Origin of the sequence: Staphylococcus hyicus (assembly GCF_000816085.1) — a bacterium.
Classification (GTDB): Bacteria; Bacillota; Bacilli; order Staphylococcales; family Staphylococcaceae; genus Staphylococcus; species Staphylococcus hyicus.
In genome coordinates, this window is sequence record NZ_CP008747.1 from 716586 (window position 1) to 740822 (window position 24237).

Annotated in this window: 26 protein-coding genes; 23 read left to right on the forward strand and 3 right to left on the reverse strand. The window is 35.5% G+C overall.

The features are described 5' to 3' along the window. Positions 1–42 precede the first annotated feature (42 nt). The 10 genes from SHYC_RS03190 (at position 43) to SHYC_RS03235 (ending at position 7877) form a co-directional block, all read left to right on the forward strand. Complete coding sequence (locus tag SHYC_RS03190) at positions 43–987, forward strand: DNA-directed RNA polymerase subunit alpha (RefSeq protein ID WP_037567143.1); 945 nt, start codon at positions 43–45, stop codon at positions 985–987. 16 nt (positions 988–1003) lie between these two features. Continuing rightward, positions 1004–1372 (forward strand): 50S ribosomal protein L17, encoded by a 369-nt coding sequence (gene rplQ / locus SHYC_RS03195; protein ID WP_039644475.1) that lies wholly within the window; start codon positions 1004–1006, stop codon positions 1370–1372. Positions 1373–1764: 392 nt separating this feature from the next. Continuing rightward, the gene (locus SHYC_RS03200; protein ID WP_039644477.1) at positions 1765–2568 is read left to right on the forward strand and encodes an energy-coupling factor transporter ATPase; all 804 of its coding nucleotides are present in this window, start codon (positions 1765–1767) and stop codon (positions 2566–2568) included. After that, entirely contained in the window at positions 2565–3431 is an 867-nt protein-coding gene (locus SHYC_RS03205) for an energy-coupling factor transporter ATPase (protein WP_082021524.1), read from the forward strand. Before SHYC_RS03200 ends, SHYC_RS03205 begins: the two co-directional genes overlap by 4 nt. After that, the gene (locus tag SHYC_RS03210) at positions 3421–4224 is read left to right on the forward strand and encodes an energy-coupling factor transporter transmembrane component T family protein (protein ID WP_039644481.1); all 804 of its coding nucleotides are present in this window, start codon (positions 3421–3423) and stop codon (positions 4222–4224) included. The genes SHYC_RS03205 and SHYC_RS03210 overlap by 11 nt, the downstream gene beginning before the upstream one ends. Positions 4225–4238: 14 nt before the next feature. Then, entirely contained in the window at positions 4239–5069 is an 831-nt protein-coding gene (gene truA / locus SHYC_RS03215) for a tRNA pseudouridine(38-40) synthase TruA (protein ID WP_039644483.1), read from the forward strand. Between the two features lie 188 nt (positions 5070–5257). After that, the gene (gene rplM / locus SHYC_RS03220; protein WP_037567156.1) at positions 5258–5695 is read left to right on the forward strand and encodes a 50S ribosomal protein L13; all 438 of its coding nucleotides are present in this window, start codon (positions 5258–5260) and stop codon (positions 5693–5695) included. A 19-nt stretch (positions 5696–5714) separates the two neighbouring features. Then, complete coding sequence (rpsI, locus tag SHYC_RS03225) at positions 5715–6107, forward strand: 30S ribosomal protein S9 (RefSeq protein ID WP_037542446.1); 393 nt, start codon at positions 5715–5717, stop codon at positions 6105–6107. Positions 6108–6264: 157 nt separating this feature from the next. Then, complete coding sequence (locus SHYC_RS03230; protein WP_039644485.1) at positions 6265–7170, forward strand: DUF2268 domain-containing putative Zn-dependent protease; 906 nt, start codon at positions 6265–6267, stop codon at positions 7168–7170. Next, a complete protein-coding gene (locus SHYC_RS03235; RefSeq protein ID WP_039644487.1) occupies positions 7149–7877 on the forward strand; it encodes a MerR family transcriptional regulator in 729 nt (242 codons plus the stop codon). The genes SHYC_RS03230 and SHYC_RS03235 overlap by 22 nt, the downstream gene beginning before the upstream one ends. A 69-nt stretch (positions 7878–7946) precedes the next feature. Here SHYC_RS03235 and SHYC_RS03240 read toward each other — a convergent pair whose 3' ends face one another. Then, positions 7947–8708, reverse strand: coding sequence for a class I SAM-dependent methyltransferase (locus tag SHYC_RS03240; protein ID WP_039644489.1), 762 nt, complete (start codon positions 8706–8708; stop codon positions 7947–7949). Positions 8709–9038: 330 nt separating this feature from the next. On the opposite strand from SHYC_RS03240, the gene SHYC_RS12520 reads away from it, so the two are divergent. The 13 genes from SHYC_RS12520 (at position 9039) to SHYC_RS03300 (ending at position 20720) form a co-directional block, all read left to right on the forward strand. Next, positions 9039–9149 carry a hypothetical protein gene (locus SHYC_RS12520; RefSeq protein ID WP_257053741.1) on the forward strand — a complete coding sequence of 37 codons (111 nt, stop codon included), beginning with the start codon at positions 9039–9041 and terminating at the stop codon, positions 9147–9149. Next, positions 9146–9391, forward strand: a complete 246-nt coding sequence (locus SHYC_RS12480; RefSeq protein ID WP_082021526.1) for a lysophospholipid acyltransferase family protein — start codon at positions 9146–9148, stop codon at positions 9389–9391. The genes SHYC_RS12520 and SHYC_RS12480 overlap by 4 nt, the downstream gene beginning before the upstream one ends. Positions 9392–9659: 268 nt before the next feature. Next, positions 9660–10463, forward strand: coding sequence for an HAD-IIB family hydrolase (locus tag SHYC_RS03250; protein WP_039644491.1), 804 nt, complete (start codon positions 9660–9662; stop codon positions 10461–10463). A 162-nt stretch (positions 10464–10625) separates the two neighbouring features. Next, positions 10626–11201: an STM3941 family protein gene (locus tag SHYC_RS03255; protein WP_039644493.1), complete on the forward strand. Its 576-nt coding sequence runs from the start codon at positions 10626–10628 to the stop codon at positions 11199–11201. A 183-nt stretch (positions 11202–11384) separates the two neighbouring features. Then, the gene (locus SHYC_RS03260; RefSeq protein ID WP_039644495.1) at positions 11385–12137 is read left to right on the forward strand and encodes a DeoR/GlpR family DNA-binding transcription regulator; all 753 of its coding nucleotides are present in this window, start codon (positions 11385–11387) and stop codon (positions 12135–12137) included. A gap of 273 nt (positions 12138–12410) precedes the next feature. Further along, the gene (gene lacA / locus SHYC_RS03265; protein WP_039644497.1) at positions 12411–12839 is read left to right on the forward strand and encodes a galactose-6-phosphate isomerase subunit LacA; all 429 of its coding nucleotides are present in this window, start codon (positions 12411–12413) and stop codon (positions 12837–12839) included. A 15-nt stretch (positions 12840–12854) separates the two neighbouring features. Beyond that, positions 12855–13370 carry a galactose-6-phosphate isomerase subunit LacB gene (gene lacB, locus SHYC_RS03270; protein ID WP_039644499.1) on the forward strand — a complete coding sequence of 172 codons (516 nt, stop codon included), beginning with the start codon at positions 12855–12857 and terminating at the stop codon, positions 13368–13370. A 102-nt stretch (positions 13371–13472) separates the two neighbouring features. Continuing rightward, entirely contained in the window at positions 13473–14438 is a 966-nt protein-coding gene (gene lacD, locus SHYC_RS03275; protein ID WP_039644500.1) for a tagatose-bisphosphate aldolase, read from the forward strand. Between the two features lie 39 nt (positions 14439–14477). Next, entirely contained in the window at positions 14478–14792 is a 315-nt protein-coding gene (locus SHYC_RS03280) for a PTS lactose/cellobiose transporter subunit IIA (protein WP_039644502.1), read from the forward strand. A gap of 5 nt (positions 14793–14797) precedes the next feature. Then, a complete protein-coding gene (locus SHYC_RS03285; RefSeq protein WP_039644504.1) occupies positions 14798–16525 on the forward strand; it encodes a lactose-specific PTS transporter subunit EIIC in 1728 nt (575 codons plus the stop codon). A 15-nt stretch (positions 16526–16540) separates the two neighbouring features. Then, positions 16541–17944, forward strand: coding sequence for a 6-phospho-beta-galactosidase (gene lacG, locus SHYC_RS03290; protein WP_039644506.1), 1404 nt, complete (start codon positions 16541–16543; stop codon positions 17942–17944). A 182-nt stretch (positions 17945–18126) separates the two neighbouring features. Continuing rightward, the gene (locus SHYC_RS03295) at positions 18127–19134 is read left to right on the forward strand and encodes a zinc-binding alcohol dehydrogenase family protein (protein ID WP_039644508.1); all 1008 of its coding nucleotides are present in this window, start codon (positions 18127–18129) and stop codon (positions 19132–19134) included. 71 nt (positions 19135–19205) lie between these two features. Next, positions 19206–20720 (forward strand): BCCT family transporter, encoded by a 1515-nt coding sequence (locus tag SHYC_RS03300; protein WP_039644510.1) that lies wholly within the window; start codon positions 19206–19208, stop codon positions 20718–20720. 153 nt (positions 20721–20873) lie between these two features. On the opposite strand, the gene SHYC_RS03305 is transcribed toward SHYC_RS03300, so the two are convergent. Then, complete coding sequence (locus tag SHYC_RS03305; RefSeq protein ID WP_039644512.1) at positions 20874–22025, reverse strand: MFS transporter; 1152 nt, start codon at positions 22023–22025, stop codon at positions 20874–20876. Positions 22026–22220: 195 nt separating this feature from the next. Then, the gene (locus tag SHYC_RS03310) at positions 22221–24182 is read right to left on the reverse strand and encodes an IucA/IucC family protein (protein WP_039644513.1); all 1962 of its coding nucleotides are present in this window, start codon (positions 24180–24182) and stop codon (positions 22221–22223) included. Between the last annotated feature and the right edge of the window lie 55 nt (positions 24183–24237).

Genomic DNA, 24237 nt, shown 5'->3' on the forward strand with positions numbered 1-24237 from the left:
TTATAGTTTATGCAAGTCGACGTACTTAAGGAGGATATGTAAATGATAGAAATCGAGAAACCTAGAATTGAAACAATTGAAGTTAGTGATGATGCTAAATTCGGTAAGTTTGTTGTTGAACCACTTGAGCGTGGTTACGGTACTACACTAGGAAACTCCTTACGTCGTATCCTACTATCATCATTACCAGGTGCGGCTGTGAAATATATCGAGATCGAAGGCGTTTTACATGAATTCTCAGCGATCGATAACGTTGTAGAAGATGTTTCTACAATTATCATGAATATTAAAAAGCTAGCGCTTAATATTTACTCTGAAGAAGAAAAAACATTAGAAATCGATATTAAAGAAGAAGGCGAAGTCACTGCTAAAGATATCACACACGACAGTGATGTTGAAATCTTAAATCCTGACCTTAAAATTGCCACTGTATCTAAAGGTGGTCACTTTAAGATGCGATTAGTTGCGAACAAAGGTCGCGGATATGCACTAGCTGATCAAAACAACTCTAGTGATTTACCAATCGGTGTAATCCCAGTAGATTCATTATATTCACCAGTTGAACGTGTGAACTATACTGTTGAGAATACTCGTGTCGGTCAAAGTTCTGACTTTGATAAGTTAACTTTAGACGTATGGACTGATGGTTCAATCACACCACAAGAGGCTGTATCATTAGCTGCAAAAATTATGACTGAGCATTTAAACATCTTTGTTGGTTTAACTGACGAAGCACAAAATGCTGAAATCATGATTGAAAAAGAAGAAGATCAAAAAGAAAAAGTATTAGAAATGTCTATTGAAGAATTAGACTTATCTGTACGTTCTTATAACTGTCTTAAACGTGCTGGTATTAACTCAGTACAAGAACTCGCTGACAAATCAGAGGCTGATATGATGAAAGTGCGTAACTTAGGTCGCAAGTCTCTTGAAGAAGTTAAATACAAATTAGAAGACTTAGGTTTAGGTCTAAGAAAAGAAGATTGATAAAGGAGGTTAACTCATGGGTTACAGAAAATTAGGTCGTACTTCAGATCAACGTAAAGCAATGTTGCGTGACTTAGCAACTTCACTTATCGTTAATGAGCGTATTGAAACTACAGAAGCACGTGCGAAAGAACTTCGTAGCGTCGTTGAAAAATTAATCACTTTAGGTAAAAAAGGTGATTTAGCTGCTCGTCGTAACGCTGCTAAAACATTACGTAACGTGGAAATCTTAAACGAAGATGAAACGACACAAACTGCATTACAAAAATTATTTGGTGAAATCGCTGAACGTTATCAAGAACGTCAAGGCGGATACACTCGTATTGTTAAAGTTGCACCTCGTAAAGGTGACGGTGCGTTAACAGTAATTATCGAATTAGTTTAATAAATACACACTACTACATTTAAAGCATATGAGTGCAACGATAATGTTTGCCACATACAAATATTGTCTAGCTCAAAGTGCCCCATCTAACTAAATATTGACGACAAAGCGTGAACTCAATTTAGATGGGGTGCGCGCTTTTTTCTTGTCAGTCACATTTGACACAATACTATTGCAGTCGGATGAAAACATGAAATGATGAAAAGCGACAGGCATTTCGTCTTTTTGACTACGGGCGTTCCACCATGTGGAGTTGCCCTTTTTTTGTTGAATATATATTTATTGATAAATGTTAAATATATGTACACACGGGGATTCATCGATTCGGTGAGTATACATAAAAGGGTTTATTCGGTAAAATAGGGAAGAAGTTAAAAAAGTGAGGATAAATTATGCAACCGATCATTGCGTTTGAAAATGTTTCATTTAAATATGATACTGCCGACACGATGACATTAAAAAATATCACATTTTCTGTAAATCATGGAGAGTGGGTGTCTATCGTAGGGCATAATGGATCTGGTAAATCAACGTTAACTAAGTTAATCACTGGCATTGAAACGGATTTTGAAGGTGATCTTTTATTAAATGGTAAACGCGTAAATGCGGGTGCATCCGTCGAATTCCGTCAACATATTGGGGTTGTATTTCAAAATCCTGAGAATCAATTTGTGGGTTCTACGGTAAAGTATGATGTTGCGTTTGGATTAGAAAATCGCTGTACACCATATGAAAAGATGCAACAAATTGTTCCCCAAGCTTTAAAGGATGTAGATATGTATGATAAACAAAATCATGAACCCACTGCGTTATCAGGAGGTCAAAAACAACGCGTCGCGATAGCAGGTGTGTTAGCGTTAAATCCGAAGCTCATTATTTTAGATGAAGCCACATCCATGCTAGACCCTGAAGGTAAGGCAGAAATTTTAAAAATGATGAGGAAAATGAACCATGAATGGGGCGTCACTGTGTTGTCAATTACACACGATTTGAGTGAAGTGGTTGATTCTGACAAAGTCATTGTGATGAATCAAGGACAAGTGGCGCTTGAAGGAGATGTACGTAACATCTTTAATGAAGCAGAACGTTTAAAACAGTTAGGACTCGATTTACCCTTCGAGATGCGCATCGCGCAAAAATTACAACTAGACACACATCTAGTAACTTATGATGCATTAGTGGAGCGATTATTATGATTCAGTTTAATGAAGTGTCATACACCTATCAACAGCATACCCCATATGCGTATCAAGCATTGAATCTTGTGACGACTACTTTTAAAGAGGGGATGTATTATGCGGTAATCGGAAAAACGGGTTCAGGTAAATCTACGCTAATTCAACATTTAAATGGATTATTAAAGCCATCTCGCGGTAGAATGCAAATATTTGATTTAAATGTTGATCGTAAAACGAAAGACCGTGCTTTTAAACCGATCCGACGACGAATTGGTATGGTATTCCAATTTCCAGAATCCCAATTATTTGAAGAAACTGTTGAAAAAGAAATCCTTTTTGGACCGAATAATTTCAAACAAGATCTCTCTAAAGCACTTGAAAAGGGGCGTAACTATTTAGATATGATGGGTGAAAATCCTAGTCAATTGTTGCAACAGTCTCCCTTTTTACTATCCGGGGGTCAAAAGCGTAAAGTCGCGTTAACAGCAATACTTGCGAGTGATCCAGATGTTTTAGTGTTAGATGAGCCGACTGCTGGGTTGGATCCAAGAAGTAAGCAACAGGTGATGACACTGATTCAGCATTTAAACGAGCAAGAAGGCAAAACCGTCATTCTTGTAACGCATGAAATGAACGATGTTGCACAATATGCACATGAAGTGAAAGTGATGAAACATGGACATATCGTTGGTTCATACGACACAGCGACGTTTTTCAAACAGGAAGCATTGGTGCATTCCTTACATCTAAATTTACCAGATGTACTACGTTTACAAAGAGATTTGGAACGACAATCAGGTGTCCCATTTGATGGGATTGCGCTGACTGAAGACGCCTTCGTTGATTTATATAAAAAGTGGGGTGGTCGTCGTGAAAGATAAATTGATTATCGGTCGTTATCTGCCATTAGATTCTATTATTCACCGTCTAGACCCAAGAGCAAAATTTATTTTTGTTTTTCTATTTATTATCATCATCTTTTTAAGCCACCATTGGATTGCGTATTTGTGGTTGGCATGTTTAATACTGATTGGTATAAAATTAGCACGTTTACCCATATTATTTTTATTTAAAGGACTGACGCCGATATTCATTTTTGTTGGCTTTACTTTTGTGATGCACATGTTTGTAACAAAAGGAGGCACGCGTCTGTTTGAATGGAGTTTCATCTCTATCGATAGCCAAGGGCTTAATGAAGGGGCTTTAATTGTATTACGCCTTACCTTTATTATGATAACCTCTACGATACTGACGTTAACGACAAGCCCTCTAGAGCTTACAGATGCGTTTGAGAGACTTTTAAAGCCATTGAAATATATTAAAATTCCAGTAGCTGCTTTAAGTATGATGATGTCCATTGCATTACGATTTATCCCCACATTAATGGAAGAGTTAGATAAAATCATGATGTCTCAAAAATCTCGAGGTTCTGATTTTAATTCTGGAGGTTTATTTCATAGAATTAAGGCTTTTATTCCATTGCTCATACCTTTATTTATATCCGCCTTTAAGCGTGCAGAAGATTTAGCAATTGCGATGGAAGTGAGAGGCTATGATGCCACTCTTGAACGGACAAGTTTTCGCTATTTAGAATGGCATGGAAGAGATACGCTTACACTATTAATGCTTATTCCAATCGTCGGTGTAGTTTATCTCATTCGAACATATTTATAGAAAGGTTGTCAGGCATGCAACGGGTACTTGTAAAAATAAGTTATCAAGGAAGCCAGTTTTTAGGGTTTCAAATACAAAATCAAGGGCGAACGGTACAAGGCTACTTTGAAAAAATTTTAAAACGAATGCATAAGCATGATGTGCGCATACATCCATCAAGTCGTACAGACCGTGGGGTACACGCATTTGAACAGTACTTTCATTTTGACACAGAATTATCAATTGAGCCCACACAATGGCAATATGCGATGAATCGTGCCTTGCCTGAAGATATCTATGTGCATGAAGTCACTATGATAAGCAATGACTTTCATTGTCGTTACGATTGTGTCGGTAAAACGTATCGATATAAAATCTATCAAAGTGCTCATAAAGATCCATTTCAAGCCCACTTAAAAACACATATCCCTGAGATGTTAAACATTGACGCCATGAATAAAGCAGCGGAACACTTTATTGGAACTCATAATTTTACAACGTTTTGTTCTCAAAAAACGGAAGTCGAAAGTAAAGAACGCACCATTTATGAAAGTTACGTAGTGGAAACGAATGAAGGGCTAGACTTTATCATTTCAGGCTCGGGGTTTTTATACAATATGGTGCGTGTCATTATGGCATTTTTGATCGAAGTAGGGAAAGGAAAACGTCAAGCGCATGAGGTTCCCTCACTTTTAAAAGCGCAAGACCGTAACCTCGTTCCACATACTGCACCAGCTGAAGGGCTTTATTTAGAACGTATCTATTTATCAGAGGATGAATTAATAAAAAAATTTGGTCCTAATATTATAGTTCATAAGAAAAAATCATTACAAAATTCTTTGAAACACATTGACAATAACGGGTAAAAATTATATCATAGTTAACGGTATTGTTTTATATCACCCCACGATAAGCCCCGGAAACTTATTGTGTTACAAGATATAGAAGCAGGACAGAGCAACAGTTAACGGAATAAATTTTTCGTTCACGGTTGTGTACGAAATCTGGTTGAAATCACGCTTAGAAACATTTATTCACTAGGAGGACATTTAAAATGCGTCAAACATTTATGGCAAATGAATCAAACATTGAGCGCAAATGGTATGTTGTTGATGCTGAAGGCCAAACATTAGGTCGTTTATCATCAGAAGTAGCATCTATCTTACGCGGTAAAAATAAAGTAACTTATACACCACACGTTGACACAGGTGATTACGTAATCATTATCAACGCTGAAAAAATCCAATTCACTGGTAACAAAGAAACAGACAAAATCTACTACAGACACTCAAATCACCCAGGTGGTTTAAAATCAATCACTGCTGGTGAGTTAAGACGTACAAACCCAGAACGTTTATTAGAAAACTCAATTAAAGGGATGTTACCAAGTTCACGTTTAGGTGAAAAACAAGGTAAAAAATTATTCGTTTATCGTGGCGCTGAACACCCACACGCTGCACAACAACCAGAAAACTACGAGTTACGTGGTTAATTAGAAGGAGGAAATGACATTGGCACAAGTTGAATATAGAGGCACAGGCCGTCGTAAAAACTCAGTAGCACGTGTACGTTTAGTACCAGGTGAAGGTAACATTAAAGTAAACGACCGTGACGTACGTGAGTACTTACCATTTGAATCATTAATCTTAGACTTAAACCAACCATTTGACGTTACTGAAACTAAAGGTAACTACGATGTTTTAGTTAACGTACACGGTGGCGGTTTCACTGGACAAGCACAAGCTATCCGTCATGGTATCGCTCGTGCATTATTAGAAGCAGATCCTGAGTACAGAGGTTCTTTAAAACGCGCTGGATTACTTACTCGTGACCCACGTATGAAAGAACGTAAAAAACCAGGTCTTAAAAAAGCACGTCGTTCACCACAATTCTCAAAACGTTAATATCGTTTTTATATCAAAAACACTTCTCGATACTTGTCGAGAAGTGTTTTTTTGTTTTAATACATCTCATTCGATAAAATTAATTTTAAAAAATGCACACATACCTATTGCATATCACGTTACGTTATCCTTTATCGTAGGTTTTGGAGGGATAACAATGTACAATATTCATATCATTAAATCTAATAACGTGTATCAGGGATTACTTAATCAAGATCCCGAACTTAAAAACCAATATTTCAGAGATCATCTACTTAAGTTTTACAAAGAAAAATTTGAAATACAAAACATACCTTACGAAAGCGAGCATTTTGATGCATTGTCACTATTAAATGCTACACATGTATCTCCACAAGCATTTAATACAAATCATATGAAGGAAGTTGCATTGTTTGATGATGCATTCTGGAATGATTGTCACCATGCTTTAACACATGCGATCAGTCAGTTTGAGATAAAAGGTATCCTATCACGGATTAATCAATATACGTTTACAGTGTTACTAGGGGATAAGGAGAAACCGTCGATGTATTTGAATCAAAATTACGGGGGCGATGGTGGCGTCCCTGGATACGTGTATATCTCCTTAGTACCAAATGAGTATACATTAGACCGCGTCAAAAGTGCTATTGCACATGAAATGAACCATAATTTTAGGTATCAATATATTCGATGGGATGGTGGTTCGCTTGCAGAATTAATTGTAGCGGAGGGATTAGCTGAAAATTTTGTTGAGAAACTGTATGGTAAGGATTATCTTGGACCATGGGTGACGACAATGAATTGGAGCGAACAACAGGAAAAGATAAAATCAATAATAGAACCACACCTCCAAATCTCTAATAGTTTTGAGGCCATGCCTTATCTCTACGGCGATGAGATTACGACATCATATGGTGGCCAACCTGTAGGATTACCACATGCGGCTGGATATACATGTGGGTATTATTTAATAAAATATTACTTAGAAAAAACAGAATGTACGATTGAAGCGGCAACAATTAAAAGTGCGGATGATATATTAAGAGAGGTGGATGATTTTTGGATTACCAATACAGTATAAAAGATGTGATAGACATTACAAGTATCACTAAAAGAACGTTACATTATTATGATGAAATAGGGTTACTGTCTCCTAAAAAAGATTCTCGAAATTATCGCATTTATTCGCAACAAGATTTAGTAAAACTTCAAAAAATATTATTATTAAAAGCGTTGGACTTTAATATTAAAGCTATAGCTAAGTTATTGGAAGCGAATGAGGACCATCTCATCACGTCTATGAGAGCTCAATTAAATGTATTAGATGATAAAATTAAAAAATTACAACAAACTAAGCGTGCTATCCATCAATATGTGAATGGTGTGCCGATCATTGAGATTGAGGAATTGAATGAGCATGTAACACATCAATATCAAAAAGAAGCACAGATCAAATATGGTAATAGTAATGTATATCAAACATTTTCAACTAGAAATACACATGATATTTTTTCGGAAACACAAATTAAAAATGATTTAGATGCTATTTTTGAAGAATTTAAATATGTTATTCATCAACCTATAGAAAGTGAATGTGTTCATTATGTGGTAACTAAATGGAAAAATTATATGAACACCTTAGCGAACTTTGATGATGAAGTATTATGTGGTATCACAAATACATATCATCATGATGTACGCTTTCAAAATTATTTTAAAAAATTTGATGCACCTGACCTCACTTGTTTTATATCTAACGCCGTGAATTATCATTTAAATCAAACGTGATGTTTAAAACAATATAAAAACACTTCTCAAGATGATTTGAGAAGTGCTTTTTCGCATTTAAATAATCATTTAACTTGTTTTTCGTGCACAAAAGACGATATAGTTTAAATCATTTTTATGTTTCTTAAAGATTATATACATACGTTTAAACATAGGACGATTTTCTTTTTTTAATGCATTTTTAATGATTTTAAATGTATTTTTGAAACCTTCATCGTAAATCATACCTTTAGGTGTCATTAATGTCATCGGACCATGTTGCGCAGCTATAAATTGGAATTGCGCGCTATGGTAAAGTTCTAACCATTCGGACTTAGGTAATGGTGTCACTTTAACATTAATCGCTTCTGATAAATCATGGCGTATGGTTTCTGCTTGTGGTTCATTCATAATCGCGATATCGTGTGTGAGTAGTACGCCGCCTGGTTTAAGGACACGGTAATATTCCTTTAAAGCTTGGGTCTTGGCAACTAAAGGTAACATGGTCAGCATTGCTTCATTTAACACAATATCAAAAGATTCATCTTCAAACGGTAAATTCATGGCATTTGCTTGTTGTGTATGAATCAAATCTTCTAAACCTGCATTCTTTACATTTTGTTGTCCATGCATTAAAGCTTTTTTATTCAAATCAATCGCATCGATCTGACAACCATATGTCTGAGCGAGATAAATTGATGTTGTACACATATTACAAGCCACTTCTAACACACGTTTATTTTTTGAAAATTGACCTTGTTTAATTAACCAATCTGTGGCTTTTTTACCACCTGGTCGCAGTCGTGTTTTACCTAATTTTGCTAAAAACGTATGGCCAGCCTCTTGCTTCATGCGCTACACTCCTTGTAAATGATAATGATTATCAATTATAGTATCACAAATTTATGCATAATAGCGTTTCATTGCAAGTTTGTCACATAACCTTCACGTATACATTCATATATTAAAAAGCGTCTTTTATTTAAGTGAGAGATGCTTTCTACATCAAAAGCCATGAATGCCAAAGAAAAACGAATAAACGGTTATCCATACAATAAGCCAATTCATGATTTTGTATCGATATTGAAGCCATATAATTTCATATCGTACGTCTTATCTTTTTTATTGTTTTAGGACTCAATATACGAAATTTGTGAAAGACTAAAATTACAAGGACCGATAGTGTTGATCGCAAACCATAATAGTCATTTAGATACATTAGTTTTGATGAGTTTGTTAAGAGGAGACAGTTTCAAACATGTACGACTGGTTGCTGCAGGGACTATTTTATGAAAAATACATTTTTAAAATGGTTTTCAACGAAGGTAATGAAAATTATTCCGATTGAACGAAAAATGACCCGTGATTTTACAGGAATATGTCAATCGATATTAGATGAATTAGATAAAAATGGTATCATTATTTTATATCAAGAAGGCTCACGTGGAGAACCTGGAAAATTGTCCAAATATAAATCTAGTATTTATTATTTAATGCGTGAGCGTCCGTACGTACCAATTTTTATGTATGGATGAGGTAAGGTCTTACCAAAAGATAGTTTCATTTTAGTGTCTTTTTTCGTAGATATCTTTATCGGAGAAACATTCAAATGTCATTTAAATCGAAAAGTATTTATGGATGAAGTCACGAATTGATTAAACCGACTGAGAGGTGAAGCTAACTTTAAAGAATGGTAATCAAAATGAGATTTAACAATGTACGATTATAAGATAATTGATGTTTCTTTATAAAATAATAGCGCCAATGCTTATAAAGTATTGATGCGTATAATGGAGGGATACTATGACACGTAAATTATTGTTATTTGACTTTGATGAAACATATTATAAACATCAACCAACTTCTAGTGATATTGAAGATATGAAAGACTTGGAACAGTTATTAACACAATTATCAAAAGAAGGGGTTATCGTTGCGATATTAACAGGAAGTGCTTTAGCAAGTGTGCTTTCTAAAATGGCTCAAACAGGCATGACTTTTAAACCTCATTATATAGCGACAGATTTAAGTTCTAAACTTTATACATGGAATGGCAAAGGCTATGAAATTAATGAAACATATCAGAATCATGTTTTATCAAGCACATTCGAATTATCTGAAATTCAACAATTTATAACGGCGATATCTCACAAATATCAAGTTTCATTTGACCCACAAAAACTATTTCATCTGCGCGATACGCATTATAATTATTATTTTTATAGTCAAGGTAATGAAGCGGAAGATGTACGTATACTTGAAGATTTAATTCAATTAGCACAATCGAAACGCTATGTCGTACGATACAACCGCTGTAATCCACGTGCAGGAGACCCTGAGAATGCATACGATGTAGATTTTTTACCACAGTATGCGGGAAAGAAATATGCTGCAAAATTTTTAATGTCACTTTATGATATACCTAAATCACAAGTCTTAGGTTTTGGAGACAGTGGGAATGATAGGGAATTTTTAAGATTTTTACATAATCGATTTGTAATGTGTAATAGTACCGATCCATCGATGATTTCACAATTTGAAGTCACAAAACACGCTTATTATAAAGGTCTCATGTATCATATTAAAGATTTTATAAATCAAACATAGTAATAATACTACGTAATGTTTAATTATGTATAAATTTACCGATTAATAATTATTTTTTGTTTTAATAAATTTAAAAACATTAGTGTAAAATGAGTATAATTATGTATAATCTAATGTGTAACAATTCAAATTTTAATTGATACATAGAGGAGAGAGATCTTAATGAATCATGGAGAATCTAAAGTGGTTCACATTGAAAAAGCCAAAGGAAAGCAAATGATGCTTTTGAGTTTATGCATTATTATGGTATTGATTTTGCTACTGATAGGGCTAGGTGCATCAAGTACATTTCTAAAAATTATCATGATTTTATGTGCACTCTTTTTTGCTTTAGGAATTTGGTTTTTTACGAAATCATTGTTAAATAAAAAGGGTTTTGCGATTTTAGATGAACATGGATTTTATGAATATTCAACTGCAATGTCGACGAATGATACGATAATTCCTTGGAAAGAAGTGAAAGAAATTAACATTAAGGAATTTGGTGGTAAACGTTATGTGCAAGTGTTACTCCATCACCCTGAAATTGCAGACAATGCACGTACAGTGATTGGAAATATGTTTGCAAAAAGCAATGCGAAGATAGGTTATGCAGGTATTCTTATCGATACCAATACGGCCAAAGGAATGAAGACAGACAAATTATTCGATTTAATGAAAGACTTCCATCAAAAATATGGTCAAGTTAAAGTTGAATCTGATACGCCTGTTCAAACAATGAAAACAATTGACGAATGATAAGCAATAAAAGGTAGGACACCATAGTGTCTTGCCTTTTGTTTATTTTTGTTGAATTAAACGCTATGAAAAATCACAATTGTTTATTTTTATAGGTTTTTGTAGTAAATTGAACATAATCGTAGATGACATCATTGTGGTGTTAAATTGCGCCTAATGATTATTAAAAAGGATGTGAGCTATGTGAATAAATATGAACGTTTAGATGAAATTGCAAGACGTGTTCATGAAAAAGGGACGATTCGGATACAAGATATTGTGGATGATTTAAATGTGTCAGATATGACTGTCCGAAGAGATTTGGTTGAATTAGAAGAACAAGGTGTATTAACGAAAATACATGGTGGTGCTCGAAGTAATGCTGCATTTCAGTATAAAGAAATGTCACATCATGAAAAGCATACGAAGCAAATTGAAGAAAAACAGCTCATTGCCAAAAAGGCGGCAGAGCTAATAGAAGATGGCAATCATATCTTTTTAGGACCGGGAACAACGGTAGAAATGTTGGCGAACGAAATTCAAAATAAACGATTATCTGTAGTGACGAATTGTTTGCCTGTCTTTCATATTTTATGTCGCAAACGTTCAGAGCATTTTAACGTATATTTAATTGGTGGTACACAACGAGAAATTACGGAATCTTTTGTTGGAGAAATGGCAAATACACTGTTAGAAAAGATGCGTTTTTCTAAAATATTTTTTAGTGCCAATGGGATTAAAGCGAATGACGTCATGACATCATCATATGAGGAAGCGTATACTCAAAAATTAGCCATTGCTCATGCGAATGAAAAATACTTACTTGTAGATGATTCGAAGTTGGGTAAAGAAGATTTTGTATCTTTTTGTGAGTTAACAGATTTAACGGCAATGGTAACGAATCCGTTATCTGACGAACAAACGCAAATGGTACAACCCTACATAGAAGTGATTTAATGATCAAAACGTGACAAATACGTTAAATATGAAACTTAATATTGAATAAAACAAAATATAGAGATAAAATATTTTTATATAGAGAGATGAAGTTGTTGAAACTTTGTCTCTTTTTTTGTCTAAATTAGAACAATCTAACATCAACAAACAAAAAGTAAACAAATGATGTTGTAAATATGTTTATTTACGTTTATAATTTAAACATAAAGAGATGAAAGCGCTTATTTAGATGTTTGATTCAACAATAGCAATATCATAGGAAGGATGATAAGTGTGAAAGTGATTATTGGTGCTGATCAATTTGGTTTAGCATTAAAAGACCATATTAAAACGTATTTAAAAGACAACCAATACGATGTGTTGGATGTGACTGAAGAAAGCACGTCCGATTTTGTGGATGTAACCGTAGCAGTTGCGAAAGAAGTTCAAAAGGACGAAAGCAATTTAGGCATTGTCATTGATGAATTTGGAGCTGGCAGTTTTATGGTAGCAACAAAAATCAAAGGCATGATCGCAGCAGAAGTTTCTGATGAGCGCTCAGCGTATATGACGCGTAGTCATAATAATTCCAAAATGATTACGATGGGTTCAGCACTTGTCGGCGAAAAATTAGCAATAAACATTGTTAAAGGTTTCGTTGAAGGTAAATACGACGGTGGCCGTCATCAAATACGTGTCGACATGTTAAATAAAATGTGTTAATAGGAGGATTTAAATATGAAAATTGCAATTGGTTGCGACCATATTGTTACAGATACAAAAATGGAAGTGTCTCAATTTTTAAAGTCACTCGGTCATGAAGTGATTGATTGTGGCACGTATGATTTTACGCGTACACATTATCCGATTTTTGGAAAAAAAGTAGGAGAAGCGGTTACTAGTGGAGAAGCTGATTTAGGTGTATGTATTTGTGGTACAGGTGTCGGTATTAACAATGCAGTTAATAAAGTGCCAGGTGTGCGTTCAGCACTTGTTAGAGATATGTCATCAGCGCTTTATGCGAAAGAACAATTAAATGCAAACGTGATTGGATTTGGCGGTAAGATTATCGGTGAATTATTACTTTGTGACATCGTTGAAGCATTTATTAATGCAGAATATAAACCAACAGAAGAAAACAAAAAACTTATTGATAAGATTGCGAAAGTTGAGTCCATCAACCAAGAACAAAAAGATGAACATTTCTTTGATGAATTTTTAGAGAAATGGGATAAAGGCGAATATCACGATTAATTGCAAATTCTAATTTTTGAAAATTCAGATAAATAGTGTGATATATGCAAAATTGACTTTTACATATATCGCCAAAATCAAAACTAATATGAGGTGTAAGACATGAGCTCAAAACAAACATTTTTAGAACAAGTAAGCAATGACAACGGAATTATATCTGCACTTGCTTTTGACCAACGTGGCGCTTTAAAACGTATGATGGCGAAATACCAAACAGGTGAACCAAGTGTTCAGGATATCGAAACGCTTAAAAAACTTGTTTCTGAAGAGTTAACACCATATGCATCATCTATTTTATTAGACCCAGAATATGGTTTACCAGCAACACAAGTACGCCACTCTGAAGCAGGTTTACTACTGGCTTATGAAAAAACAGGCTATGACGTTAATGCAAAAGGGCGTCTTCCAGATTGTTTAGTAGATTGGTCTGCAAAACGTATTAAAGAAGCAGGTGCACATGCTGTTAAGTTTTTACTTTACTACGATGTAGATGATGACGCTGCAATTAATAATCAAAAAGAAGCGTATATCGAGCGAATAGGTTCCGAATGTAAAGCTGAAGATATTCCATTCTTCTTAGAAATTTTAGCTTATGATGACACAATCGCTGATAATAAAGGACCTGAATACGCAAAAGTTAAACCTCACAAAGTCATCGAAGCGATGCGCGTATTTTCTAAAGACCGTTTTGGTGTTGACGTATTAAAAGTCGAAGTACCTGTTGATATGAATTATGTTGAAGGCTTTGGTAAAGGTGAAACGGTATATACACAAGAAGAAGCGGCTGCATACTTTAAACAACAAGATGAAGCAACACACTTACCATACATTTACTTAAGCGCTGGTGTATCTGCAGCGTTATTCCAAGAAACATTACGCTTCGCTGCTAAAGCAGGCGCACAATTTAACGGTGTATTATGTGGGCGTGCAACATGGGCAGGATCTGTTCAGGCATACATTGAAAAAGGGGAAGCTGCAGCACGAGAATGGTTGCGTACTGAAGGCTATCACAATATCAACGAATTAAACAAAGTATTGAAAGAAACAGCTGTATCATACAAAAAATAAGCAGAAGTTGCAATTCATTAATTGTTGGAGGGATTTACCATGAATAGAGAAGAAGTTACGATGTTAGGATTTGAAATCGTCGCTTATGCCGGTGATGCACGTTCGAAATATTTGGAAGCATTAAACGTGGCACAAGCAGGGGATTTTGCCAAAGCAGAACAATTAATTGAAGAGGGAAATCAATGTATTGTTGATGCGCATAAAGCACAAACATCCTTATTACAAAAAGAAGCGAAAGGTGACGATATTGCGTACAGTGTAACAATGATGCATGGTCAAGACCATTTAATGACAACGTTATTACTTAAAGATATGTTAAAACACATCATTGAATTATACAAAAAGGGGAGTTAATTAATATGAACAAGTTAATCGGATTTATTGAAAAGGGGAAACCATTTTTTGAAACGCTCTCACGAAACATATATTTAAGAGCGATTCGTGATGGATTTATTTCCGCAATGCCTGTCATCTTATTCTCAAGTATCTTTTTACTGATCGCATATGTACCAAACATTTTTGGTTTCACATGGCCAAAACACATTGAAGCAGCTATTATGAAACCTTATGGCTATACAATGGGGATTGTAGGTTTGCTTGTCGCTGGTACTACAGCGAAAGCGTTGACTGATGCGTACAATCGACGCCTTGAAAGTACGAATCAAATTAACTTTATTTCAACGATGCTTGCAGCAATTTGTGGTTTCTTATTTTTAGCAGCGAACCCACTTGAAGAAGGTGGATTTGCCAATGCATTTATGGGAACAAAAGGGCTTTTAACGGCTTTCTTAGCAGCCTTTATAACAGTGATTATTTATAACATCTGTGTTAAAAATAATGTAACGATTAAGATGCCGAAAGAAGTACCACCTAACATTTCTCAAGTATTTAAAGATTTAATTCCATTTACTTTAGTAATTTTAGCTTTATATGGTTTAGATTTATTATCACGTGCTGTAATTAATACAAATGTCGCTGAAGCGATTGTAAAATTCTTCGAACCATTATTTACGGCAGCCGATGGTTATTTAGGTATTACAATCATTTTTGGTGCTTTCGCGTTATTCTGGTTCGTGGGAATTCATGGGCCATCAATTGTAGAACCTGCGATTGCTGCAATTACTTATGCCAATATTGAAACGAACTTTAAGTTATTACAAGCAGGCGAACATGCTGATAAAATTTTAACACCTGGTACACAAATGTTTATCGTAACGATGGGTGGTACAGGTGCAACACTTGTCGTACCTTTTATCTTCATGTGGTTATCTAAATCGAAACGTAATAAAGCGATAGGACGCGCATCTGTTGTTCCAACATTCTTTGGTGTCAACGAACCGATTTTATTTGGAGCACCAATCGTCTTAAACCCAGTATTCTTCATTCCATTTATCACTGCACCGATTATTAACGTGTGGATTTTTAAGTTTTTTGTTGACGTGTTAGGCATGAATAGTTTCAGTGTAGTTTTACCATGGACAACACCTGGTCCATTAGGCCTTGTAATGGGTACAGGTTTTGAAGTGTGGGCATTTGTGCTCGCGGTTACATTAGTAGTCGTGGACGTATTAGTGTACTATCCGTTTTTCAAAGTCTATGATAAACAAATTTTAGAAGATGAACTAAAAGGTGTCGACGGTTCCGATGAATTACGATCAAAAGTATCAGATAACTTCGATACGAAAAAAGCAGATGCTGTTATTGCTTCATCGGTAGGGACAGCAACTGTAAACAAAACTGCATCATCTGAAACAGACAATCATGATATCACGGAACAAACGAATGTCCTTGTTTTATGTGCGGGCGGTGGAACAAGTGGATTGCTTGCAAACGCATTAAATCAAGCAGCAGCAGAACATCACAAACCAGTTACGGCTGCAGCGGGAAGTTACGGTGCACACATGGACATTATGAAAGAATACGATTTAGTCATTTTAGCGCCGCAAGTTGCTTCGAATTATGAAGATATTAAACAAGATACTGACCGTTTAGGTATTAAATTAGCAAAAACGCAAGGTGCTGAATACATTAAATTAACACGTGATGGTGAAGGTGCATTGCAATTTGTGAAAGACCAATTTAAATAAAAGGAGTCTTAAACGATGAAAAAATTACCAAAAGATTTTATCTTTGGTGGTGCGACTGCAGCGTATCAAGCTGAAGGTGCTACACAAAAAGATGGAAAAGGGCGTGTCGCATGGGATACGTATTTAGAAGAGAATTATTGGTATACGGCTGAGCCAGCAAGTGATTTTTACAACCGCTATCCTGTAGATTTAGAACTAAGCGAAAAGTTTGGTGTGAATGGGATACGTATTTCTATCGCTTGGTCACGAATTTTTCCAACAGGATATGGTGACGTAAACGCTAAAGGTGTGGAATTTTATCATAATCTATTTAAAGAATGCTTAAAGCGTGGTGTAGAGCCATTCGTCACATTACATCATTTTGATACGCCAGAGACTCTACATTCTGACGGTGATTTTTTAAATAGACAGAATATCGAGCATTTCGTAAATTATGCTGCTTTTTGTTTTAAAGAATTTGAAGAAGTAAAATATTGGACAACGTTTAATGAAATCGGTCCAATTGGAGATGGTCAATACCTTGTTGGTAAGTTTCCTCCAGGTATTCAATATGACTTTGAAAAAGTATTTCAGTCACACCATAACATGATGGTGGCACATGCGAAGGCTGTAACATTATATAAAAATCAAGGATACAAGGGTGAGATAGGTGTTGTACATGCTTTACCTACTAAATATCCTTTTGATAAAAATAATCCAGAACATGTACGTGCTGCACAACTTGAAGATATCATTCATAATAAATTTATTCTCGACGCAACCTATTTAGGAAAATATTCCAAGGAAACAATGGAAGGAGTCCAACACATTCTTAATGTGAATGGCGGTCAGTTAGATTTACGTGAAGAAGATTTTGAAGTTCTTGATGCAGCGAAAGACTTAAATGACTTTTTAGGCATTAACTACTACATGAGTGATTGGATGCGTGGCTATGAAGGCGAATGTGAAATCACGCATAATGGTAAAGGCGAAAAAGGCGCTTCAAAATACCAATTAAAAGGGGTAGGTCAACGTGAATTTGATATTGATGTACCGCGAACAGATTGGGATTGGATGATTTATCCTCAAGGATTATACGATCAAATTATGCGCGTGAAGCGGGATTATCCCAATTATAAAAAAATCTATGTGACTGAGAACGGTCTTGGTTATAAAGATGAGTTTAAGAATGAAACGGTTGAAGATGATGCACGCATCGATTATGTTAAAAAGCATTTAGAAGTGATTGCTGATGCGATTCAAGATGGTGCGAATGTAAAAGGCTATTTCATTTGGTCACTCATGGATGTATTTTCATGGTCAAACGGTTATGAAAAACGTTACGGATTATTTTATGTAGATTTTGAAACCCAACAACGCTATCCGAAAAAGAGCGCATATTGGTATAAAAAACTGGCAGAAACCCAAATCATTGAATAATGGTTAATGGTGATGAGACTTAACACGTATCAGCGTGTTAGGTCTCATTTTATATTGATAAAATTCAGAACAATTTGAAGTCGTTCAATGGAAGTGCTATAGTGAGTTTAATTTATTAGTCTGTGCATGGCGTTGTTTTAAAAATGTGCAAAAAGTGTTTTGTGAATAAGGAGGAATTAGCCATGAAAGCCATCATTAGTAAACAACCGTTTCAATTAATGGAAGGGAATTTATTTGAAGAAGTTCAAATAGATGCACCGACATTAGCTCAAAATGAAGTCCGAGTGAAGGTACATGCGATTGGTGTGAATCCAGTCGACACGAAAATAAGACAATCACCATTGCAAGATTCATACCGTATTTTAGGTTATGATGCGGCAGGGGAAGTTGTGGAAGTTGGGAGTCAGGTTACTGATTTTCAAATTGGAGATCGTGTCTTTTATTCGGGTTCGAATCAACGTGCCGGGTCTAATCAAACCTATCAGACAATACCAACAGATTTTATTGCGCACATGCCTGAACAATTATCTTATGAAGATGCGGCTGCATTGCCGCTAACAGCCATCACAGCATATGAAACATTGTTTGACGTATTTAAAATTTCTAAAAATGCCCAAGACAACAAGAATAAAACGCTACTTATCATTAATGGTGCAGGTGGTGTTGGAAGTATTGCGACGCAAATCGCAAAAGCATATGGACTTACCGTTGTGACTACTGCAGGACGTGAAGAAACGAAAGCATGGTCATTAAAGCAAGGTGCTGATGTCGTATTAAACCATAAATATCATTTGAAATCTGAATGGGAGCAACATCATCTTGATTCTCCAGACTTTATTTTTTGTACATATGACACAGATGCCTATTATCAACAAATGATTGATATGGTAAAGCCTAGAGGACATATTGCGACCATTGTGGCGTTTCAAAATAAACAAGATTTGAATCTATTGAAGCAAAAGAGTATCACATTGACACATGAATTTATGTTTTCGAGAGCCATACATCATGACGATATCGGACAGTATCAAACATATTTAAAAGATGTAGCAGATAAAATTGAAAAACAACATTATCTTTCGACACGGACAAAAACATTACAAGGGCTTAGCGTTGACACAGTGTATGAAGCGCATCAACAAATGGAACAACAACAATGCATCGGAAAGCTCGTTATCAAAGTCATTTAAATTTAAAATAAGAGATTATAAATATTTGAAAAGGGAAAGTGCATACAAAAGATATAAGGTGGCTATGCAAAATGAAAAAGTTTAAAGTGAGTATTGTATTTTGGGTATCGCTCATAATTTGTGCACTTTTTGTGTTACTCGGTGCACTTTTCCCTAAACAAGTAGAGGCAACAACGCAAAATATAACGACATTTATTGCGACGAATTTCGCTTGGTATTATTTGTTACTTGTACTTGCGATTTTGTTTGTATGTGTGTATTTATTATTTTCAAGATACAGTACCATAACACTAGGCCAAGAAGGCGAACCCCCAGAATTTTCCCTTAAATCATGGTTTGCGATGTTATTTAGTGCGGGAATGGGAATGGGGCTTGTATTTTGGACGACTGCAGAACCGCTCAGTCATGCGTATACGAAAAGTCCAATTGCACGTCCTGGTTCAAATCAAGCTATTGATGATGCTATCCAATTTGCTTTTTTTCATTGGGGTATTCATGCGTGGGGGGTATATGGAATTGTAGCATTAGTCATTGCCTATTTTAATTTTCATAAAGGCTACCCGGGGCTAGTTAGTGCAACACTACGTCCCTTATTTGGTGAAAAATTGATGTCAGGCCCGCTAGGAAGTTTGCTTGATATTTTAGCGATTATTGCTACCGTCACAGGTGTTGCTGCGACACTTGGATTTGGGGCCCTTCAGATTAATCAAGGGCTAAATTTTATGTTTGGCTTGCAACCTTCATTTACGGCACAATTACTCATCATTCTTTTCTCAGCTATCGTCTTTACGTGGTCAAGTTGGACTGGAATTAGTAAAGGTATTAAATATTTGAGTAATTTTAATATGATCCTTGCTTTTGTGGTATTAGTACTTGTATTTGTTTTAGGACCAACTTTGTACATTTTAAATACCTTTTCAAATGGTTTAGGTCATTATATTGCACATTTCTTTGATATGTCTCTACGTATCCCACTAAATAATGAATCACAACGGGCATGGGTCAATAATTGGACTATCTTTTATTGGGCATGGTGGATTTCATGGGCGCCATTTGTAGGTATTTTTATTGCGCGCGTTTCACGTGGTCGTACAATTAAAGAATTTATTATCGGAGTCTTGTTTGTACCATCACTTGTATGTTTTATTTTCTTTGCCGTTTTTGGTGCTTCTGCCATTGATCAACAACGACATGGTGTGGCAAATTTAGCAAAGGAAGCAACTGAAACTGCCACTTTTGCGATGTATCAGCACTTTCCGATGGGATTTATTTTAAGTTTATTAACACTCATTGTCATTTTTATCTTTTTTATAACTTCAGCAGACTCAGCTAACTATGTACTTGGTATGTTGAGTACAAAAGGAGATAATCATCCAGCCGCGTATATCAAAGTAGCATGGGGGATAATGCTCGCTTTATTTGCAATTATCATGATTATTACTGGTGGGACACAGGCCATTCAAAATATGCTGATTATTGCAGCTTTACCTTTTTCAATTGTAATTATTTTTATGATATGGTCATTGTTTAAAGCCCTCTCAAAAGAGCGCCCACGGAATGCGCATCGTAAAAATGAAATGCAGTAATCTCTATAAGTAAAAACCTTTATCACGTACGAATACGTACATTGGATAACTTTTAAATGATACACAAAATAGCCTTCAAAGTTCGTTTAATTGAACTTTGAAGGCTATTTGAATATGACTCATCAAAATGTGTATATGTTGATTTAAATACAGTTATTTAATTTTAGGAGCAGGTTTTTTTAGTAAAATGATGATTATCAATCCAAGCACTCCTATCAGCATCGCAACGTAAATCGTAGCATAAAGATTCAGGTGCGCAACAACAATACCGCCCAGCAAAGCGCCAAACCCAATTCCGGCATTCAGTGCTGACATGTTCCAACTCATAATTTGACTGTGATCTCCTTCTACTTGTTCAATTAGACCAGATTGTACTGCAGGATTTGTACTCCATTGTATAATATGCCAAATAAAAAGTGCCCCAAGTAAAAGAATGCTATAGCTCCATAATTGGTTTAATACAAACATCATGATAGTAAAGATTGTACCACTAATTAATAACCATTTTTTAAACGATAATATGTCTGTAAAATATCCACCTACAGATGTTCCTACAACCCCAGCGATACCTATTACAAGTAGTGCTAATGATACGAATTGTATCGTATGACCGCCTGATAGAATGAGTGGGTTGATATAAATATATGCCGCTGAATTTGCAGTCAAGAAAATGAATGTTATTGAGAGTAATTTAATAATTTCTGACTTATGCTTTATCCGCATACGATAGTCTTGTTTCGTTTCATATTGTGTCTGAATTTGATGTGGTAAAAAGAGCATTAACATTATTCCGGCTATAATCGCAACTAGGATAATCATTCCAAATGTAAAACGCCACCCAATCCAATCTCCAATAAGCGTGCCGATAGGTACTCCAAAGACATTTGCACCACTAAACCCTGTATATACAAGGCCTAACATACGTCCACGATGTTGCGGTTTTGCTAAAATAACAGTAATTGCTAATATTTTAACGACGATAAGGGCCGCAGCAGCTGATGAGATAATGCGGCCAATCACTATTAAAGTGAAATTTGGCGAAAGCGCAATAATGAGGTTGCCTAAAATAAAAGCCAGTATTGTAGATAGTAAAACCGTTCTTGGAGAAAAGCGTTCGGTAAGTTTAACTAAGATTGGGCCGGTGAGTGCAAAGGTAAAGGCATAAATCGTCACGAGTTGACCAATCCATGCTTCTGAAATGTGAAGATCTTGACTCATCAAGCTTAAAATACCTGCAACGACAAGTTCAACCATACCAACAATAAAAATGCTTAACATAAATGTAATTGTACGCATGACAGTCATTTGACATATCTCCTTTTATAGTCTCTGTGCTCAATTTTAATATACTTTAGTAAAATACGAAACCTCTGTTCGTAAATAAGTATTGAACAATTGAAAAGTTTTACAAAAAAACATCGACATTCATTTTTCAATGAACATCGATGGTAATTCACTTTGGGCATATAATAAATGAACATGTTACTGACAATATGCGTTTTATTTATACAATGAGTCGATTTTTAGGGGATTGTCTACTTGGATATACGTATAGGCATGTGCTTCGTCCAACAAGCGCATCGTTGTAACACATTTATAATCGATCTTAGGACTAAAAAAGACTGCTTCAATCGCCGAAATACGTGTGTCATTACTTTCGCTTGATTTCATTTCTTCAATTACATATTGAATACGAGTGCGGACAATGTGCCATAAATCTTGTTCTATTGTGCTATCTTGGGCAAATTTTGCAATACATCCAACAAGCTCGCCTAAATGATTTTGTACTGTAGAGTAAAAAGCTTTGTTAAAAACAGTCGACTGACTATCCGTAAGTATCCGTGATTTTTCGTGGAAATGGTGTGTTGAGTATCCGGATGCGTTCAATTGTTTTTGATCAATTCGTAATCCTTCAAAATCACGAATAAGCATTTGTGTTAATGCCCCAGTCTCTTTGTTTACAATGGCAATCGTATTTTGTAGGTGCGCCTCAAGCGCTATACCATATTTTACAAGTAGTGGTACGACATAATCGATAAGTGATGCGGCATACACTTCAAACCATTTCAAAATGCTGTCGAACGCATCTAAATGGTAATGGTGCTGATATCGTTTAATGAGTGACATGACCAGGGGTGTCGTATCATGAGGTAGCGTACCCACCAAACTTGATGGGATTAATGGTAACTCGTCCTCTTTGACATAACGGTATATGTTTTCACGGTATAACGTTCCGAGTTGTTCACTGCGTTGTTCTTGAATGCGCGCGTCATCTAGGGGGTTATAAAAATGAATACCTGCCCATTCCGGAACCGTCTTTGTATTTAATTTGCTAAACCATCTGTCCTCAGACTCTATATGTCGTAGAATTTGCGTCATTAAGGGACCATTATGTGTCGTTTGTTCTGACAATGTACGAATTTCACCAGTAATATGCACATTAGTTGAAAGTTTAATATGTGGTGATATATTCGGTTTTTTAGGCATTAATGTTCTAAATGATGATCCAGCATAATAGGGCGTTTCATATGCGATTGGAATAATATGATTAGATGTTAATTCATGGGCATAGTCTTTCATTAAAACTTGTTGATATTGCCATGGGTGAATAATCATCACTTCATATTCATTAGTATTGATTGATGAAGCGACTTGTTCGTCTATCGCATCTTTTAAGCCATTAAACATTTGAAAAACTGCTTCTTTATAAGTGCTGACAATACTTTGTGTTTTAATCAGTGATTCATGTATTAATACAAATTGTAATGAAATGGCGTTTCCGTATTCGGAAGTATAGGCGATGGTTTCTTTAGGGGTCATACCTTTTCTCAGTTTAGCACCTGGATGAATAGGGTGTCCTTCGATAACCGATTGCTCAGATGCCAAATAAGCATCAGGTTGTTTTTGTATAAAAGATAAAAGTGAATCTTTATCATCTTTAAATTTAAAAGCGTGATAACTTAATGCTAAAGCCATATGTGTGGCACTATTTTCTAAATCATCTTCAAACTGTTGACTGTGCTCTCCCACTAAAGAAGCGTCTACTTTTAAAATTATATCCAATAATTCATTTGGGTGGAACACACGGTGATATGTATGATCATGAAACCAATAAAAAGGTCCTTGAACATCAATTCGATTAAATGCGTGACGACCTGTCACTTCAGCACATATAGTGATATTTTGTGTTGGAAAGTGAATAAATAACACATCATTATCTTTGAAAGGGGCATTTTCTAAATGATAAGGAGACAGTATTTGACTGTTTTCATATCCACCAACAAGATTTTCTCTATATAGTGATCCCATCAAACGCGCTGTGATTTTATCGCGGCCATCTAAAAGATGATGTAAAAACAACTCGGCCCATTCGGGTGAGTGTTGCTTCAAATGTTGGTAACTTTCTTCTTCTTCACGTGTTAACGCAAATGGTTTAAAACTTACTTTACTTTCGGAATTCATGTGTGCACCTCATTCTTTTTATTTTACAAATGCATAGATGATTCGTATAATCCAT

Excerpts from the sequence above, each read along its gene's own strand:
- SHYC_RS03205 (WP_082021524.1), top strand. The coding sequence starts at position 2,565 with ATGATTCAGTTTAATGAAGTGTCATACACCTATCAACAGCATACCCCA.
- lacD (WP_039644500.1), top strand. The coding sequence starts at position 13,473 with ATGAGCTCAAAACAAACATTTTTAGAACAAGTAAGCAATGACAACGGA.
- SHYC_RS03280 (WP_039644502.1), top strand. The coding sequence starts at position 14,478 with ATGAATAGAGAAGAAGTTACGATGTTAGGATTTGAAATCGTCGCTTAT.
- SHYC_RS03250 (WP_039644491.1), top strand. The coding sequence starts at position 9,660 with ATGACACGTAAATTATTGTTATTTGACTTTGATGAAACATATTATAAA.
- SHYC_RS03200 (WP_039644477.1), top strand. The coding sequence starts at position 1,765 with ATGCAACCGATCATTGCGTTTGAAAATGTTTCATTTAAATATGATACT.
- rplM (WP_037567156.1), top strand. The coding sequence starts at position 5,258 with ATGCGTCAAACATTTATGGCAAATGAATCAAACATTGAGCGCAAATGG.
- SHYC_RS03240 (WP_039644489.1), bottom strand. The coding sequence starts at position 8,708 with ATGAAGCAAGAGGCTGGCCATACGTTTTTAGCAAAATTAGGTAAAACA.
- SHYC_RS03190 (WP_037567143.1), top strand. The coding sequence starts at position 43 with ATGATAGAAATCGAGAAACCTAGAATTGAAACAATTGAAGTTAGTGAT.
- SHYC_RS03230 (WP_039644485.1), top strand. The coding sequence starts at position 6,265 with ATGTACAATATTCATATCATTAAATCTAATAACGTGTATCAGGGATTA.
- SHYC_RS03305 (WP_039644512.1), bottom strand. The coding sequence starts at position 22,025 with ATGACTGTCATGCGTACAATTACATTTATGTTAAGCATTTTTATTGTT.
- SHYC_RS03285 (WP_039644504.1), top strand. The coding sequence starts at position 14,798 with ATGAACAAGTTAATCGGATTTATTGAAAAGGGGAAACCATTTTTTGAA.
- SHYC_RS03255 (WP_039644493.1), top strand. The coding sequence starts at position 10,626 with ATGAATCATGGAGAATCTAAAGTGGTTCACATTGAAAAAGCCAAAGGA.
- SHYC_RS12480 (WP_082021526.1), top strand. The coding sequence starts at position 9,146 with ATGAAAAATACATTTTTAAAATGGTTTTCAACGAAGGTAATGAAAATT.
- rplQ (WP_039644475.1), top strand. The coding sequence starts at position 1,004 with ATGGGTTACAGAAAATTAGGTCGTACTTCAGATCAACGTAAAGCAATG.
- SHYC_RS03300 (WP_039644510.1), top strand. The coding sequence starts at position 19,206 with ATGAAAAAGTTTAAAGTGAGTATTGTATTTTGGGTATCGCTCATAATT.
- lacG (WP_039644506.1), top strand. The coding sequence starts at position 16,541 with ATGAAAAAATTACCAAAAGATTTTATCTTTGGTGGTGCGACTGCAGCG.
- truA (WP_039644483.1), top strand. The coding sequence starts at position 4,239 with ATGCAACGGGTACTTGTAAAAATAAGTTATCAAGGAAGCCAGTTTTTA.
- lacB (WP_039644499.1), top strand. The coding sequence starts at position 12,855 with ATGAAAATTGCAATTGGTTGCGACCATATTGTTACAGATACAAAAATG.
- SHYC_RS03310 (WP_039644513.1), bottom strand. The coding sequence starts at position 24,182 with ATGAATTCCGAAAGTAAAGTAAGTTTTAAACCATTTGCGTTAACACGT.
- SHYC_RS03295 (WP_039644508.1), top strand. The coding sequence starts at position 18,127 with ATGAAAGCCATCATTAGTAAACAACCGTTTCAATTAATGGAAGGGAAT.